The following is a 14,999-nucleotide window of genomic DNA, read 5'->3' on the forward strand; positions in this document are numbered from 1 at the left end:
GTGTTTTTCAGTCGATTGTTTTGGTCATATGTAAGTCTGTCGTGACAAATCCGGTCGTTTCATAGAGATGAATCGCCCGCGTGTTATGCGCAAAGACATGCAATTTGATTTTTTTAATGTTCATCCGTCGGGCGACCTGCTCCAGTACTTCCATCGCTTGCCGTCCGTACCCTTTCCCTTGATGGCCTTCTTCGATTTTGAAATCAAAGATAAAGGCGGTTCGACCGTGCGTCGATTCACTTAATTGAAACCAAATCATACCGACCGGCGGCTGTTCGGGATCGTCAACGATCGAAAACAGATAATGCTGTTTCGTCTGGATACCGTCCGGTAATAATTGGCCGTACTCGGCGGCTGACCGGTCAAGCGCTTCCACCTCTGCCCATGTCCCGGCTTTGACTTTCTCCTCGGCATATTCTTTGATGGCTTCCGGTAAGTATGCAGCATAGGCTGCTTCTGTCATTTTCATGAATTGAACCATTCCGTGGCACCTCCTGCTTTAATTCATTTGCTGATTTTGTACGGATGATACGCACGTGTCGGACCAGTCTTTTGCGAGCATCGCATAAACGGCAATATCATGATACGCCCCGTACAAAAGCTCCGCGTCACGTAGAATCCCTTCTTGCTGAAAACCTAAACGCTCCGGTATCTTCCGGCTTCGTGTATTGCCGATCGCACATTCGATGACGACCCGGTTCAGTTGTAATGTCGTAAAACAATAGTCTGTGATAAATGCGACGACAGTCGTCATCAATCCTTTACCGCGTCCGTTCCCGGTCAAATAATACCCGATCGACGTTTGCCGTAACGTCTGATTGATTTCGTGTAAAGCGATCGTCCCGACGAGTTCGCCCTCAAAATAAATCCCGCAGGCAAAGCCGTTGCCGTTCGCATAGTCCGTCAACCAGGCCGGAATGATTTCGTTCCGGTAGATGTCGGGTCCGGTCGCTCCGTCGACCCAGCCGAGCCACTCCCGTAAATGATCACGATTGGCATCGACAAGCGCATAAAGCGCGTCAGCGTCCTGGCGTTCGATTAATTTCAAACTCAGTTGATCAGTGATGTGATGCATGAACATGTTCTTCCACTCCCTATGTACGTCTAAAGCTATACTTTAGACGTCGACGCTCAAAATACCTGCTTGAGAATCTGTTGTTGGCTCGATTGCGACAAATTTTTATGAATGACCTGTTTTGGTTTGGTCGTTAAGGCATGCTCAAGGAAGTTCGCTTGCGACCGTTCGCCGATGACGATGATCTGATCCCAATCCAGTGATCGGTTTAGTTTTTCGACCTCTCCCGACAACTCGCGGTAAAACCGTTCTGCCTGCTTTTCGACCCGATCGCGGAAATCATCCGTCTGATTGCTGCTTGAAGCGCCACTTCGTCCGCTTCGTCCCTGATAACGCCGCCACTGTCCGGTATCGAGATCCAGCTCGTAGTCATGCGTCGCCTCGACTTCTCCAAGTCGGACGTCGAGGACGGTCGCCGAATCGAGATGCGTCAGCACGATACCGGTTCGCGGGAATTGTTGGTCAAGGACTTCCAGTTGATTGAGATTCGGTTTGGTATAATAACTGATTTCATCGGTCACATCGAGTTGTAGGAAATAGACTTCCTGCAAGGAATCATCGCTTGAGACAAAAGCAACGATACTGCGCAGCAAACTCGTCCGCTGATTGTTAATCGCCTGCTCGAGTTTCGAAAAGACGGCTTCGACGGCTTGTTTATCTTCCTGTTCCGTCAAGAGACGTTTCTTCTCATTCCGCAGAATCGTCTCCCACTGGTTCCGTTTATCCGGAGCGGTACTGAGATACACCGACAACACGTGTGTCGAACCATCAAATCCTTTTAACCGTTTGATATCTTCTCCTAGACCCATCTGAATAACCTCCTGTTAGTAGATGAATGACGCTAAAATACCGGTGATGAAGACGGAGGTGATGGTAACCGTCGAGAAGCCGGCGACGACCATCTTCGGTAAAATTTCATCCTCAATGATCTGGACCTCATCTTCCGTCTCGCCGATATTTTTAGCCGCTTCCTGACTGAGAATCAATGTACCCGGAAAACCGTATAGTGACGTCAAACCGATTGCAATCGCCATCGGGTAAGAGTAACCGAGGAACTTCCCGGCAAGCATCGCAAACAACACGATCCCGAGCACGCCGAGAATGAAGGCGATCAACAATGGCACAAACAGTTCGACGAGGTCCGCAAATGAGGTCGTTGCGAGTGGTCCAAAGATGATCAGTAAAATCGCAAGCATCATCAGACCGTAGGCATCAATACCGTTCAAGACATTGGGTTTCAAGACGCCGGTCGCCCGTAAGGCAATCCCGAGTAACAAGGCAATGACGAACGTATTCAGCCACCCGTTCGTCAAACCGCTGAGGAACGACGAAACGATGACGACGACACCGACGACAAACAGCGTCCCGGCCGTCGTCTGGAACGGCTCCGGCAAAATCGTCTGTTTCTCGGATGTTTCGGCCGGGTCAAGAACTGCTTTCCGCGTGATACTGCCATCCCGGACCCCTTCCCGAATCCGCAATGCTTCTTTACGGAGGATGATCGATGTCAGCGGAAAACCGATCAAACCTTGCAGGGCCGCAATCAGGACCGGAAAAACGGCGACCGAGATCAAGCCGGCGTTCAGCGCCTGTTCCTGAACGATAATGACGGAAATCGTCCCGCCGCTGACGGCCGCGATGGCGCTGAGGACATAGTTCGTATCGAGGAACAGCCGACCGATCGTAAAGAGCAATACGCTGATGCCGATGACGGCCGAGACCCCGATCAGAAACGTTTTCCACTGCCGTTTAAATTCATCGAGGCTAATCAGCGTCCCGAGATGAACGATGATCATCCCGACGACGGTTTGTCCGAGCGGTAACAAGGCTGACGTCGGCAACAAGTCTTCCGGAAACAGATTAGTCTTGAATCCAATCAGAAAGATGATGGAGGCAACAAATAACGAAGATAATAAGGCCTTTGTTTTTTTCGAAACATAATCGCTGACCGTCCAGATGAGCATGATAATCGTAAAGGCAATGATGGGCTGCATACGTGTTCCTCCCTTTTAAACGACAGGTTGTAGGAGCATGAACATCGGTAATAGGACGAACAAGGTTATTAAGCTGACGATGAAGGAAAATATAATGGGGGAAAGTGACTACTGTCGTTGCGAAGAATCATGAGTTGACTGGAAATGACTGCGGAGATGACAGCGATGATGATACGAAAAATGGTTAGAGATTAGTCTATGATTACCCCTTTTTTTAAACCGATAACAAAAAACGGTGAAAAAATATGCATTTTACAGAATTTTCACACTATTTTTAAAGGTTTCAGGGAAAGAGTAGAGCATGCAGTTCATTCATGAGGGAGGAGATGACCTTGTCCAGATTAATTTCCAATCGTTCCTTTCGTATCGGTCTGTTCATCTTACTGGTTCTTGGCATCATTTATATGGCGCGGCAGGTCAACTTTCTTTTTTATCCGCTGTTTATTCTGTTTACGACGATCTTCACCCCGTTCATCATCGCCGGTATTTTATTTTACCTGTCCGTCGGAATCGTCGATTCACTGGAGCGTCGCCTGCGTTCCCGAAAACTGGCAATTTTCATCGTCCTGGTGCTGTTACTTGCGCTCGTCACCCTGTTCCTCTTGACGCTATTCCCGCTCATCACGAAACAGCTTTTCGCTTTCATCGGTGCCGTACCCGGTTTTGCCGAACGTCTCTATACCCAATCGTTATCCCTCTATGCGAAATATGGAACCTCCATCCCGACACTCGACAATCAATTGTCGTCTGTCGAGAACTCGATGAAAAGTGCGACCGCGCTTCTTGGAAACGTCTTTTCCTCGATTGCCGGTTCTGTAATTTGGCTGATTCAATTCATCGCTTCGACCGTCTTCACATTATTCATCGCCCTGTTTTTATACATTTTCATGCTGGTCGACGGGAAAAAACTACCGAATGCCTTGGTCCAGTTCATCCCGATCGGTTATCGCAAGGAAGCGCTGTTGATTTTAAAAGACATGAACGGAACGATTCGCTCGTATGTCCGGGCGCAATTGATTGTCTGTTCCTTCGTCGGGAGTCTCGCGACACTTGTCCTTTGGTGGCTCGATGTTCCGTACTTCTTACCGCTCGGTCTGTTCATCTTCGCGACGAACATCATTCCGTACCTCGGACCGTTTCTCGGTGCGGCACCGGCAGTCTTGATCGGCTTTTTGGACGAACCGATTAAAGGACTGTATGTCATCATCGGCATTACGATCGTCCAACAGCTCGACGCCAATGTCATCTCGCCGCTCGTCCAGGGAAAATCTTTAAAGGTGCACCCGATTACGATCACGGTCGTCTTGCTCGTCGCGGGTCAACTGGCAGGGATTCTCGGCATGTTGCTCGCCGTTCCCTTTTACGCCGTCGTAAAAGTGACGGTCCTCAACATCATCAAGTTGGCACAACTCCGGAAGACCGCGTTACGGGCGGACAAACCAGTTCCGGATCGTGTCCCGGAAAATCCAACCTAATACGCCCGTCAGAATCAGCAGACCGGGTAACAGGATGACACCGCCATGGGTCGCCCACCACGCCGAAAAGCGGTTTAACAGACCGTAGGCACCGAGACGATTGACGAGAATCGTCCACAGCAACGCATAAACGCCGGTTCCGACAAGCGTCACCAGCACATATGGCCGGTACGGATAGGCCAGCAGTCCGGACATATAGTGGATCGGACGCCGGACACCAGGCAGGAAAAACGACATCGCGATGGCGACCGTACCTTTTTCCTGCAGAATCGCTTCCGCTTTCGCCAGATGTTTATTGGTCAATAACTTTTGAAAGACAGGCAGTTCACGAAAAAAACGGGGAATCGCATAAAACAGATTAAAACAGATGAAGCAAGCCGACCAGACCAACAGAAAAATCACGGCAGGGTTTTGATTCTGCCGGAGCCAACTGCTGATTTGACGGATGACCAGCAGATCATCCGAAATCGGGATGAATAGGATACTCGAGATGAACCGGATCCATTCCGAAAACATGCTGTTCCCCTCCCGTCAAAGTCCTATTTTCTGAAAACGAGGTGTTCGTATTGATGGACTGTACCCTAATCCTGACGATTTTGCTCTATGTCGTGTTGATTGCCAACTTTGCAGCAGCAATCGCCATCCTGTTTTTTGAACGGCGTGATGTCAGCGCGACCTGGGCCTGGCTGATGATCCTCTTGTTCCTGCCGGTCATCGGCTTTTTGATTTACTTGTTGTTCGGCCGCTCCTTGAAACAGGATTCGTTTTATCATGTGCCGGAAGATCGCCGGTTGGCGCGCGAACAAGACCTTACCGAACAGGCAGCTGAAGCGATTTCCCCCAATACACCACTTTATCCGTACCGGAAGCTGATTCAGGCGAATCGTTCATCAGGTGCCCTGTTGACGGAGGCGACGGACGTCCGGACCCTGTTCGACGGTCATCAGAAATTCGATACGTTACTTGCTGACATTAAAAGCGCGCAAGTCGAAATCAACATCCAGTACTTCATCTTAAAACGTGATCCGCTCGGCGATCGTCTACTGAACGCTTTGTTCGAACAGGCAAAACGCGGCGTCAAAGTCCGGATTCTGTATGACGCCGTCGGCTCCTGGAAACTCAAAGCGAAGGATTTTGTATCGTTCAAACAAGATGGCGGCGAAGTCCGGTCGTTTTTCTCGTCGCCGCTCGGCATCTTCAATCTGCGGATCAACAACCGTAATCATCGGAAACTCTGTACGATTGACCGGCAAATCGGCTACATCGGCGGCTTTAACGTCGGATCGGAATACCTCGGAGAAGACGAACAGTTCGGCTACTGGCGGGATACCCATCTGCGGGTTCTTGGTCCGGTCGTCGAAGAACTCGAATTTCATTTCGAACAGGACTGGGACGCTGCGAGCAACGAGCGGACCGACTGGTCGACCGCACCGATTCCGCCGCATGCTGCAGCGACGGATCATGTACCGGTTCAAATCGTGACGTCCGGTCCGACATCCGAGACGGAGTATTTGAAAAATATGCTGATTCAGATGATTCATTCTGCCGAAAAATCGGTTTACATCCAGTCGCCCTACTTCATTCCGGATGCCAGTTTCATGGACGCCTGCCAGATTGCCCTGGCTTCCGGCGTTTCGCTCAAAATCATGATTCCGAACCAACCGGACCATCCCTTTGTCTACTGGGCGACCTATGCAGCGGTCGGCGAATTGATTCAACACGGGGCCGAAGTCTACACGTACGAAATCGGCTTCATGCATGCGAAGACGATTGTCGTCGACAGGAAAATCGCTTCGGTCGGGACGACGAATATCGATGCCCGGAGCTTCCGGCTGAACTTTGAAATGAATGCGATTTTGTACGATGCAGCGATTGCGGAAGAACTCGAGCTGCTCTTTTTGTCCGACGTTGCCGACAGTGCCTTGCTGACCCGGGAAAAATATGCTGCCCGTCCGCGGATGATTCGCTTTAAGGAAAGTATCTCGCGTCTGTTGTCACCGATTTTGTGACGTTACGAGTAGCTGCAATCGTTTAAATCATAAATTAACTCATTTTCAAGTAAACATACTCATTTTAATTTTTTTTGACTATGTTTAACTGTTTTAAATCCATATTAATTAGTTCATTTTTGAATAAACATACTCATTCCGCCCTAAAATGAGTATGTTTATTCTTTTTGAACATATTTAAATACGTTATACTTTAACTAAATTTAGCGAGAATTCTCCCACCTCTAAGCGTCTCAGGGCGAAGCCCAGCATAGGTGGGAGATGAATCGCCCTGTTTTTCAAGACTGAGATTGCTTGATAAAATCAGTGTAACGAATCAAAAGGAAAGGTGTGATTGTGTTGCTGAAGGCGTACAGGTTTCGACTCGATCCGACGAAACCCCAACAAGAATATTTCGTGAAGACGTTCGGTTGTGTCCGTTTCGTCTACAATAAGATGCTCGAAGAGCGGATTCGATTGTATGAAGACTCGAAACTGAACCCTAACGTGAAACAGAAGCTCCCGACACCAGCAAAGTATAAGCCCGAATTCCCTTTCCTCAAAGAAGTCGACAGCCTGTCTCTGTCGAACGCTCAGATGGACTTGAACAAAGCGTATGACAACTTTTTTCGAGATCCGTCTGTCGGGTTCCCGAAGTTCAAATCGAAGCACAACGCCCGTGCCTCTTACACAACCAATAATCTGAAGGGAAGCATCCGAATCGAAGATCGCAAGGTGAAGCTTCCTAAGATCGGTTTCGTGAAGTTGAAGCAACATCGTTCGTTCGAGGGTGTGATCAAATCCGCTACGGTCTCGATGACGAAGACCTCAAAATTCTTCATCTCCATTCTTGTCGATCAATCCGAAGAACCATGGGTTCCCGCTAAGAATAAAGTAGGAATTGACCTTGGTTTGGAACACTTCGCCATCATGACAAACGATGAGTGGACTTCTGAGAAAGTTGCCAATCCTCGTTTCCTTCGAAAGTCTGAAGAGAAGATCAAGAGGGCACAACGTGCCTTGTCCCGCAAAAAAAAGGGGAGTAAGAATCGAGACAAGGCGAGGATCATCCTCGCCAAGAAGCATGAGAAGATTGTACATCAACGTCAAGATTTTCTTCATAAGCTGTCGAAACGGATCGTTGACGATAACCAAGTCATCGTCGTCGAGACACTGAAGTCGAAGAACATGATGAAGAACCATACGATCGCCAAATCGATCGGAGACGTCAGTTGGTATGAGTTCGTCCGGCAGTTGGCCTATAAATGCACATTCTACGGACGAACACTGATCAAAGCGGACCAATGGTACGCCTCAACGCAAATCTGTTCTTCTTGTGGAACGAAAGGCGAGAAGAAGACGTTGGATGTGCGCGAGTGGACATGCACTTGCGGTGCGCATCATGATCGAGATATCAACGCAAGTATCAACTTGTTGCTGTTAGCAGACTGAAGCCCCTTCAGGGTGGGAACCACCCGATGAGCTTGGTCAATAACCGTAGCTCGTAAAAGTACGGTCTTCCCAAGAAGCGCCCACTTCAATTTGCGAAGCAAATAAGTGGTGAGTAGTTCACATACCATTGCACTACCGATGGAAACAGTCCGCTTAATCAGTCGGATTAATGAATATAAAGGGAAACAAGATTTATATAAACAACAAGTACCACAAATTCTTAACACACTACGTGATGTTGCCATCATCCAGTCGACAAAAGCATCGAACGCGATTGAAGGAATTTTCGTCACAGAAAGCCGCCTCCATACCATCATGTCGAAATCAGCCGATCCTGCCGACCGTTCAGAGGCGGAAATTGCCGGTTACCGAGATGTATTGAATTTGATTCATGCTTCAGCACGAGATATCCCAATCAATGCGAACGTCTTATTACAACTTCATAAGGAGCTTTATAAATTCGTTCCCGTCGAGGGTGGACGATGGAAGAATGTCGATAACGAAATCAGTGAATCCTTTCCTGACGGGACACGACAAACACGTTTTGTTCCGGTGCCGGCATTCGAGACTCCTGCCTCAGTCCAGGCATTATGCGATAGTTTGCGTGAGCGGCGACAACAGGAAGACGTTGATCCGCTCATCTTGACGAGTCTCTTCGTCCTCGATTTTTTGTCCATTCATCCATTCAATGATGGAAATGCTCGGATGTCACGCTTATTAACGCTTTTAATGCTTTATCAAGATGGCTTTGAGGTAGGACGGTACATTAGTCTGGAAAAGATCGTCGAGTCGCGTAAAGAAGATTATTATGAATCGCTTCGACTATCCTCTATCCACTGGCATCAGAATCAGCAAGATCCTTTCCCGTGGGTCAACTATCTGTTGAGCAAAATCCTTGCCGCGTATAAGGAACTCGAGGACCGGGTCGGACTGATTACGACCGGCAATCAAAATAAGGCGGGACGAATTCGCCAATTTGTCGAAAGCCGCATTACACCGTTCAATAAAGCAGATGTCCGAAACGCCTGTCCTGATGTTAGCGAGGCAACGATTAATCGAATTCTACGTGAACTTCGGGATGAAGGGCTTATCAAACCATCAGGACGTGGACGTGGAGCAAAATGGATCAAAAGATAACCTTGATCTTTCAACTCGTCCTAGGATTCTAAAAATGAAAAAGCATCGAGTACACGTGACAATTCCGAATACCTGATGCTTTTTATTTTTCTAGGTATTAGATTCAGAGGTGTTCATCCTTATACTTTAATCCTTCCCTGACCGCCCAGGCCTGATGGGCATGAAACAAATCGTCGACTTCGTGAAGGTCACGGGAGACCAGACAATGGTTTTCTTCAACCGGATCCTGGATCCGCTCGAGTAACGTCATCTCAAAAAAGAACGCGTCGTTGAGAATCGCTTTCCCGTCTGGTGTCAGCACGTACTGCTCGGCACGGCCGATTGGCGCATCGATTTGAATCGTAAACCCGGTCTCTTCGAGCAACTCCCTGAGAAGTGCTTGTTCCGCTGTTTCTCCTCGCTCGATTCCCCCACCCGGCAACAAAAGATTGTTCCATTTAGTCTCGACGGTTAAAAATGTCTGCTGTCGTTGATCGTATGCGATGCCATAGACACTTTGCTTATACTGGTAGTGTCGTCCCTTCAGTTTCACACCAAAAGTCGGTTTCTCCTGTTCAGAATCCATCATCAGTCATCTCCTTTATAGTCTCCCGTCAATTTCCCTCCGTCGTCATAGCGACCAAACAGTCGCCGTTGCGCCGTATAGTTCAAAAACTTGGTCAGACGTTTTTCATACTCCGCGCTGTCTCGCTTGCAGTCCTGGATATAACTGATCCTGACACGGATGTAGAGCTCCGGCAACGTCCGGAAAAATTGATAGGTGTCCGGATCTTTTTTCAGTTCCGTGATGATGATGTGATCAATTTCAAACGGTACTGTCAAGTCAGGTGTCACCTTTATCCCTTGTTCTCGCATCTTTCCGAGTGCCATCAGTCGACGAACCCGTTCTTTATTCAGTTCGGTCCAGTGACTGTTTGTCCGACGCGGTGTAAAGCGCTGAAGCAGACGGTCCCCGTCCTTCTTTTTAATCCCGTCAATCCAACCAAAACAAAGTGCTTCTTCGACGGTTTCGATATAATCCAACTGATATTTTTCTGCATCTTTTTTATCAAATACGAGCCAAACTTCGGTCTCTGTCAGATGATGGTTTTCCAGCCAACTCCGCCATTGCCCGATATGTTCGACGTACAATTGTGTCGTGATCTCCACTGGTCTCACCTCAGTTCAATTAAATCGTTTCCAATTCCCTTCCGAAATGACTTCGATGACCCCGTCAATGACCTGAATCGCCGTTTGATCATCAATCGCATAGGATGGTCCTGTGAGATCAGCCGCCCATTTGACGGCTTCGTCCAATGTATTTTCCGGTAACAGTTCGTGATCAAGGTGCGGGAAAATCGAAAATTCAACTAATCCAAGGGTTTCATCTGACGTTGTATGAGGTGCTGTCCACTCCACGAACGCATGACCAATCCTTGGTGTCAGCACCATACTGCCGGCACTCAATCCGACGTAGACTGCTTTTAGCGAAGGCAATCGGTCGGCAAGTCCCGACTTTTTCATCCAGTAGTTTAAAAATAAGGGATCACCGCCATTTACCAACAACACATCGGCCTGTTCGACAAGCGGCACCCAAAGTGATTCATCCAGACTGGGCAGTGCCGTCAATTCGAGAACACCCACCGACTGAAATCCTAATTCACACATCGGAGTGGAACCCGTTCCTGTGATGAACGAGTATGCGTGGTACGGTCCTTCTTTCATTCCGTAGACGGCTGTCGGAATGCAGAGGGCATGTGCTTCCTCAATCGGTTTTCCGAGTAAATCGACGAGCGCCCGACGTTGACTGTCATTTTGAATGCCGCCTGAAGTCAGCAATAATTTCATAAGAACCCTTCTTTCTGCTTAAAATATCGAACCAAGCTGTGATTTTGTATATTTCTCCATTTTCAAAAGATTTCCCTGCCGATCATCCAGCCCCTTTCAGCCGTGCGGGTCATGTGTGCAAGAACTTTGGCAGCCGTTACCTACATCATGCTCCTCTTGATTCGCGTACGACAAACAACTTAAGTTTTTAAAAGCATTTGCTTTTTAAACCTCTGCTTGCTACACTCAATCCGAGCACTTATTAAAATATTTTAAGAAGTAAACAGGAGGTGCCTCATGGCCGGTATGAACACGGACTTATTAACCCAGTTGCGGCAAGCCCTCTTATTCGAACGGCTTCAGACGATTCCGGAACTGAGCCGGACGCTCTCGACGAGTTTCCCGACAGTCAAAAAACATTTGGATATTCTAATCCAGAACGGTGAGGTCGCCGAAGAGGATTCGGATGTATCGAGCGGCGGACGTCCGGCTAAACGCTATCGGTCCCGGGCCGATCACACTCACGGATTGGCGCTGTATCTCGAACTCGATGCCATCGGTTACCGGATCTTCGACGCTGTCGGTACATTGCTGACGAACGGAACGGAAGCCGTTCCCCGCAAGCACCCGCACGTTCCGGCTCTCGTCCGCCTGATTCACCGGTTGCTTGCGCAAGATCCACGCATCACTTTTTTAAGTGTCGGGGTGGCGGCGTCGGTCGAAAACGGGCAAGTCTTTTTCGCACCGGATTATCCGTCTTTGCAACAGGTCGATCTGAAACAGACGCTTGAATCCGAGTTCCACTTGCCGGTCGTCATCGAAAATGACATGAATGCCGCCGTCGTCGGCTTTCACGAAGCCTATCAGCAGCGGCAACAATCGTTGATTTATTTGTACTTAGGAAAAAACGGACCCGGTTCCGGGATTTTAATCAACGGACAACTCGTCCGCGGCAGCAGCCACTTTGCCGGTGAAATTTCCCTTGTCCCGCAGTATGACAAGGCGACGTTCGGAGAACGGATCGCCGAACGAAGTGATGTCTTGAACGCGGACACGATTGATGCGATCAGCCGGTTGACGACGACGTTCGCCGCGACGCTCAATCCGCATCTGTTGATTTTTAACAGCGCGGAAGTGACGGCGTCAGATTTGGAACAAATCCGGACGACAACAGCCCGCTATATCCCGGAAACCCATATTCCCCGGCTCGTCCGGAGTAACTGGGAAACCGATTATCTTAACGGCTTGACACGTCTCGGATTACAACTTCAGACAGAACAACCAATAAAGGGGACATCAACATGAGTGGAGTCTGGTTACTCAGCATCATCTATCTTGCCTTCATCAGTTTAGGATTACCGGATTCGTTACTCGGCGTCGCCTGGCCCGTCATGCGGACAGAGTTCGGGGCGAATCTCGAAGTCGCCGGCTGGCTGTTCATGACGATTGCCGGCGGAACGATCATCTCGAGTCTGTTCAGCGGCAAAATTCTCAACCGGTTCGAAACGAGTCATATCACCGCCTTTTGTGCTGCAGTCACGGCTGGCAGCCTGCTCGGATTTTATTTTGCCCCTTCGTTGCTCTGGCTGTTCCTGCTCGCGATTCCGCTCGGTCTCGGTGCCGGCGTCGTCGACGCGGCACTCAATCATTTTGTCGCGACCCGTTACAAAGCACACCATATGAACTGGCTTCACTGCTTTTGGGGCGTCGGCGCTACGGCCGGACCGTTGATTATGGCAGCGATGATGAGCGAATCGGGCGACTGGCGGAACGGCTATTTGACCGTCGCTCTGGTCCAGTTCGGTCTTGCCTTGCTGCTCGTCTTAAGCGTTCCGCTTTGGAAACAGGCACCGGTCGCAATTGCAGCACCGCCTGAAGAACTGTCCTTACACGGAACACCGGCGAAGCGTTTGACCGGTCTCTCGTTCGCGCTCGCCTCGTTTGTCCTCTATTGCGGTGCTGAAGCACTGATCGGTTTATGGGGCAGCAGTTATCTCGTCCAGGTCAAATCTTTTTCCATCGAAACAGCGGCCACCTGGATTTCCGTCTATTACGGCAGCATCACCGTCGGCCGATTTTTGAGCGGTTTCTTATCGCTCCGGATGACGAACCGCCAGTTGATCCGGGCGGGACAGGGAACGGCATTGCTCGGCAGTCTGCTGTTCTTCCTGCCGCTCGACGGCTTGATGCTGACCGGATTCATTCTAATTGGACTCGGACTCGCGCCGATCTATCCGGCCATGTTACATGAGACGCCGGTCCGGTTCGGCCAGGACGCGGCGAAACGGCTGATGGGGGTTCAAATGGCCTTCGCCTACAGTGGCAGTACGTTCCTGCCGCCATTGTTCGGTGTTCTCGCCTCGTTCCTGACGTTACAGCTCTTCCCGGTGACAGGTTTCCTGATGATTTTATTCCTGTTGCTCTGTTCCGAACGGCTGAACCGTGTCCTTGCGAAACGGGCATTATCCCGCGCTTCCTAAATCACTGAAAAAGGAGTCTTCTCTCATGAAAATTGAACATATCGCCATCTGGGTCAAGGATCTTGAACAAATGAGAACTTTTTACGAAATGTATTTCGAGGCTCAAGCCAATACGTTGTACCATAATCCGGTCAAAGGATTTTCGTCGTATTTCCTGCACTTTAAATCAGGGGCCCGGCTCGAATTGATGCACCGGACGGATATCGATCACGATGCGCCGCGCGACCGGTTCGGTTACGCGCACATTGCCTTTTCGCTCGGCAGCCGGTTCGCTGTCGATCAACTGACGGCACGGCTCGAGCGGGACGGCTATTCCCGGCTCGACGGGCCACGTCTGACAGGCGACGGTTACTACGAAAGCGTCTTTCTTGATCCCGAAGGACTGACGATTGAATTGACCGTCTGACACTAATTCAAAAACACCATGCTGTTTCGTACGCTTCCGGTCAAGGAGACGTCGAACTTCATGGTGTTTTCTTTTGCATGTGTCCGGACAATCATTCTGTAAACAGTTTGTACCTGTTTTTCCCCGATGATTTTGCTTCGTATAACGCGATATCCGCTTGGCGGAGCAGCGTTTTCAGACTGATGTCAGCGTCTTTGTAGGCGACGATTCCGATGCTGGTCGACAGTTCATATGTGTCCCACGTACTCAACCGGACAAGAATTTCATCTGCTTGATCGATCAATGCTTGCTGAGAATCAAAGTGCGTAAACCGAATGACAAATTCGTCTCCGCCCAAGCGGACCGCATATGCTTCTTTTTGTCCCGCAATCAGTGACTTCAACCGCCTTGCGACCTCCTGCAGAACAGCGTCCCCGGCATCGTGCCCGTACAGATCGTTGACATTTTTGAAGCCGTCCAAATCAAGGAAGAACAAAGCCCCTTCCGTCTGCGGATGTTGGTCGAATTGATGTGTCAAATACCGCCGATTGTACAGATCCGTCAACATGTCACGCCAGGCAAACCGCTCGAGTTCCAGATAATACGAAAACAGGCGGACAATCCGTTGCAGTAACTCGATACTCTTGCTCTCGAACAAACTGACTTCATCATTGATGGCGCACAATGTACCGAACTTTTCTCCGTTCGCAAGCGAAATCGGAATCCCTAAATAGGACTGAACATTCGCCCCCTCCAATACTTCCCTCATGCCGTCGAGACTGCGGTCTTTTGTGACATCTTCGTATATAAGCGGTTGTTTCGTTTGAAAATCGATTCGTTGGCAGAGCGAGTAATTCAAATCAATGACCATTCCTTCTGTGACCGGCATCCGGGTCTGCTCTTCGGACAGTTTAATGATCAATTGCTCGGTCTCGTTGATGGCGGACAAATAAAACAGTTGTTCCGGCAGAATTTCTTTAGCCAGATTCAGTAAATCCTCTACTAAATCATCAAATTTCGTATACATCTTCAATTCTTCAAAGTGTATGTTCATTCAGCACCTCGACACGTCATAGTTTTTAAACACTTCGTCTGAGTTTTTTTATAGACAGCATCTGCTAATCTATTTCATTTTACCATATATCGGATATTGATTTACTGTTCAACTCAAAAAAACACCGCCTTGTCGCACAGTCTCTCAACAGAG

Annotated in this window: 16 protein-coding genes; 7 read left to right on the forward strand and 9 right to left on the reverse strand. The window is 49.1% G+C overall.

All coding sequences use genetic code 11. The features are described 5' to 3' along the window. Positions 1 to 7 precede the first annotated feature (7 nt). From N7U64_RS04585 to N7U64_RS04600, 4 genes are read right to left on the reverse strand one after another with little or no spacing between them, the layout of a single operon-like run. Complete coding sequence (locus tag N7U64_RS04585; protein WP_318928678.1) at positions 8 to 481, reverse strand: GNAT family N-acetyltransferase; 474 nt, start codon at positions 479 to 481, stop codon at positions 8 to 10. Positions 482 to 499: 18 nt separating this feature from the next. Then, positions 500 to 1,081 carry a GNAT family protein gene (locus N7U64_RS04590; RefSeq protein ID WP_318928679.1) on the reverse strand — a complete coding sequence of 194 codons (582 nt, stop codon included), beginning with the start codon at positions 1,079 to 1,081 and terminating at the stop codon, positions 500 to 502. A gap of 50 nt (positions 1,082 to 1,131) precedes the next feature. Next, the gene (locus N7U64_RS04595; protein WP_318928680.1) at positions 1,132 to 1,884 is read right to left on the reverse strand and encodes a VLRF1 family aeRF1-type release factor; all 753 of its coding nucleotides are present in this window, start codon (positions 1,882 to 1,884) and stop codon (positions 1,132 to 1,134) included. A 15-nt stretch (positions 1,885 to 1,899) separates the two neighbouring features. After that, on the reverse strand, positions 1,900 to 3,069 hold the full coding sequence (locus N7U64_RS04600) for a hypothetical protein (protein WP_318928681.1): 1,170 nt from the start codon (positions 3,067 to 3,069) through the stop codon (positions 1,900 to 1,902). Positions 3,070 to 3,401: 332 nt separating this feature from the next. Here N7U64_RS04600 and N7U64_RS04605 point away from each other — a divergent pair, with 332 nt between their 5' ends. After that, positions 3,402 to 4,544 carry an AI-2E family transporter gene (locus N7U64_RS04605; RefSeq protein ID WP_318928682.1) on the forward strand — a complete coding sequence of 381 codons (1,143 nt, stop codon included), beginning with the start codon at positions 3,402 to 3,404 and terminating at the stop codon, positions 4,542 to 4,544. Here N7U64_RS04605 and N7U64_RS04610 read toward each other — a convergent pair. Beyond that, positions 4,494 to 5,060: a DedA family protein gene (locus N7U64_RS04610; RefSeq protein ID WP_318928683.1), complete on the reverse strand. Its 567-nt coding sequence runs from the start codon at positions 5,058 to 5,060 to the stop codon at positions 4,494 to 4,496. The two genes, N7U64_RS04605 and N7U64_RS04610, sit on opposite strands and share 51 nt — an antisense overlap. Positions 5,061 to 5,113: 53 nt before the next feature. Here N7U64_RS04610 and cls point away from each other — a divergent pair, with 53 nt between their 5' ends. The 3 genes from cls to N7U64_RS04625 all read left to right on the forward strand — a co-directional run bounded on the left by cls (position 5,114) and on the right by N7U64_RS04625 (position 9,121). After that, a complete protein-coding gene (gene cls / locus N7U64_RS04615; RefSeq protein ID WP_318928684.1) occupies positions 5,114 to 6,553 on the forward strand; it encodes a cardiolipin synthase in 1,440 nt (479 codons plus the stop codon). 339 nt (positions 6,554 to 6,892) lie between these two features. Next, a complete protein-coding gene (tnpB, locus tag N7U64_RS04620) occupies positions 6,893 to 7,984 on the forward strand; it encodes an IS200/IS605 family element RNA-guided endonuclease TnpB (RefSeq protein WP_318928685.1) in 1,092 nt (363 codons plus the stop codon). Positions 7,985 to 8,092: 108 nt separating this feature from the next. Further along, on the forward strand, positions 8,093 to 9,121 hold the full coding sequence (locus N7U64_RS04625; protein ID WP_318928686.1) for a Fic family protein: 1,029 nt from the start codon (positions 8,093 to 8,095) through the stop codon (positions 9,119 to 9,121). A gap of 103 nt (positions 9,122 to 9,224) precedes the next feature. Here N7U64_RS04625 and N7U64_RS04630 read toward each other — a convergent pair whose 3' ends face one another. From N7U64_RS04630 to N7U64_RS04640, 3 genes are read right to left on the reverse strand one after another with little or no spacing between them, the layout of a single operon-like run. Beyond that, positions 9,225 to 9,689 (reverse strand): NUDIX domain-containing protein, encoded by a 465-nt coding sequence (locus tag N7U64_RS04630; RefSeq protein ID WP_318928687.1) that lies wholly within the window; start codon positions 9,687 to 9,689, stop codon positions 9,225 to 9,227. Then, positions 9,689 to 10,270 (reverse strand): YdeI/OmpD-associated family protein, encoded by a 582-nt coding sequence (locus tag N7U64_RS04635; RefSeq protein ID WP_214854871.1) that lies wholly within the window; start codon positions 10,268 to 10,270, stop codon positions 9,689 to 9,691. The genes N7U64_RS04630 and N7U64_RS04635 overlap by 1 nt, the downstream gene beginning before the upstream one ends. Positions 10,271 to 10,285: 15 nt before the next feature. Further along, positions 10,286 to 10,948, reverse strand: coding sequence for a peptidase E (locus N7U64_RS04640; protein ID WP_318928688.1), 663 nt, complete (start codon positions 10,946 to 10,948; stop codon positions 10,286 to 10,288). A 276-nt stretch (positions 10,949 to 11,224) separates the two neighbouring features. On the opposite strand from N7U64_RS04640, the gene N7U64_RS04645 reads away from it, so the two are divergent. From N7U64_RS04645 to N7U64_RS04655, 3 genes are read left to right on the forward strand one after another with little or no spacing between them, the layout of a single operon-like run. Next, entirely contained in the window at positions 11,225 to 12,232 is a 1,008-nt protein-coding gene (locus N7U64_RS04645; RefSeq protein ID WP_318928689.1) for an ROK family transcriptional regulator, read from the forward strand. Continuing rightward, the gene (locus tag N7U64_RS04650) at positions 12,229 to 13,407 is read left to right on the forward strand and encodes an MFS transporter (protein WP_318928690.1); all 1,179 of its coding nucleotides are present in this window, start codon (positions 12,229 to 12,231) and stop codon (positions 13,405 to 13,407) included. Before N7U64_RS04645 ends, N7U64_RS04650 begins: the two co-directional genes overlap by 4 nt. A 25-nt stretch (positions 13,408 to 13,432) precedes the next feature. Next, a complete protein-coding gene (locus N7U64_RS04655) occupies positions 13,433 to 13,813 on the forward strand; it encodes a VOC family protein (RefSeq protein ID WP_318928691.1) in 381 nt (126 codons plus the stop codon). Between the two features lie 91 nt (positions 13,814 to 13,904). Here N7U64_RS04655 and N7U64_RS04660 read toward each other — a convergent pair whose 3' ends face one another. Beyond that, positions 13,905 to 14,846 (reverse strand): sensor domain-containing diguanylate cyclase, encoded by a 942-nt coding sequence (locus N7U64_RS04660; protein WP_318928692.1) that lies wholly within the window; start codon positions 14,844 to 14,846, stop codon positions 13,905 to 13,907. Between the last annotated feature and the right edge of the window lie 153 nt (positions 14,847 to 14,999).

The sequence above is a fragment of the Exiguobacterium sp. K1 genome (genome assembly GCF_033721435.1).
Taxonomy (GTDB): domain Bacteria; phylum Bacillota; class Bacilli; order Exiguobacteriales; family Exiguobacteriaceae; genus Exiguobacterium_A; species Exiguobacterium_A artemiae.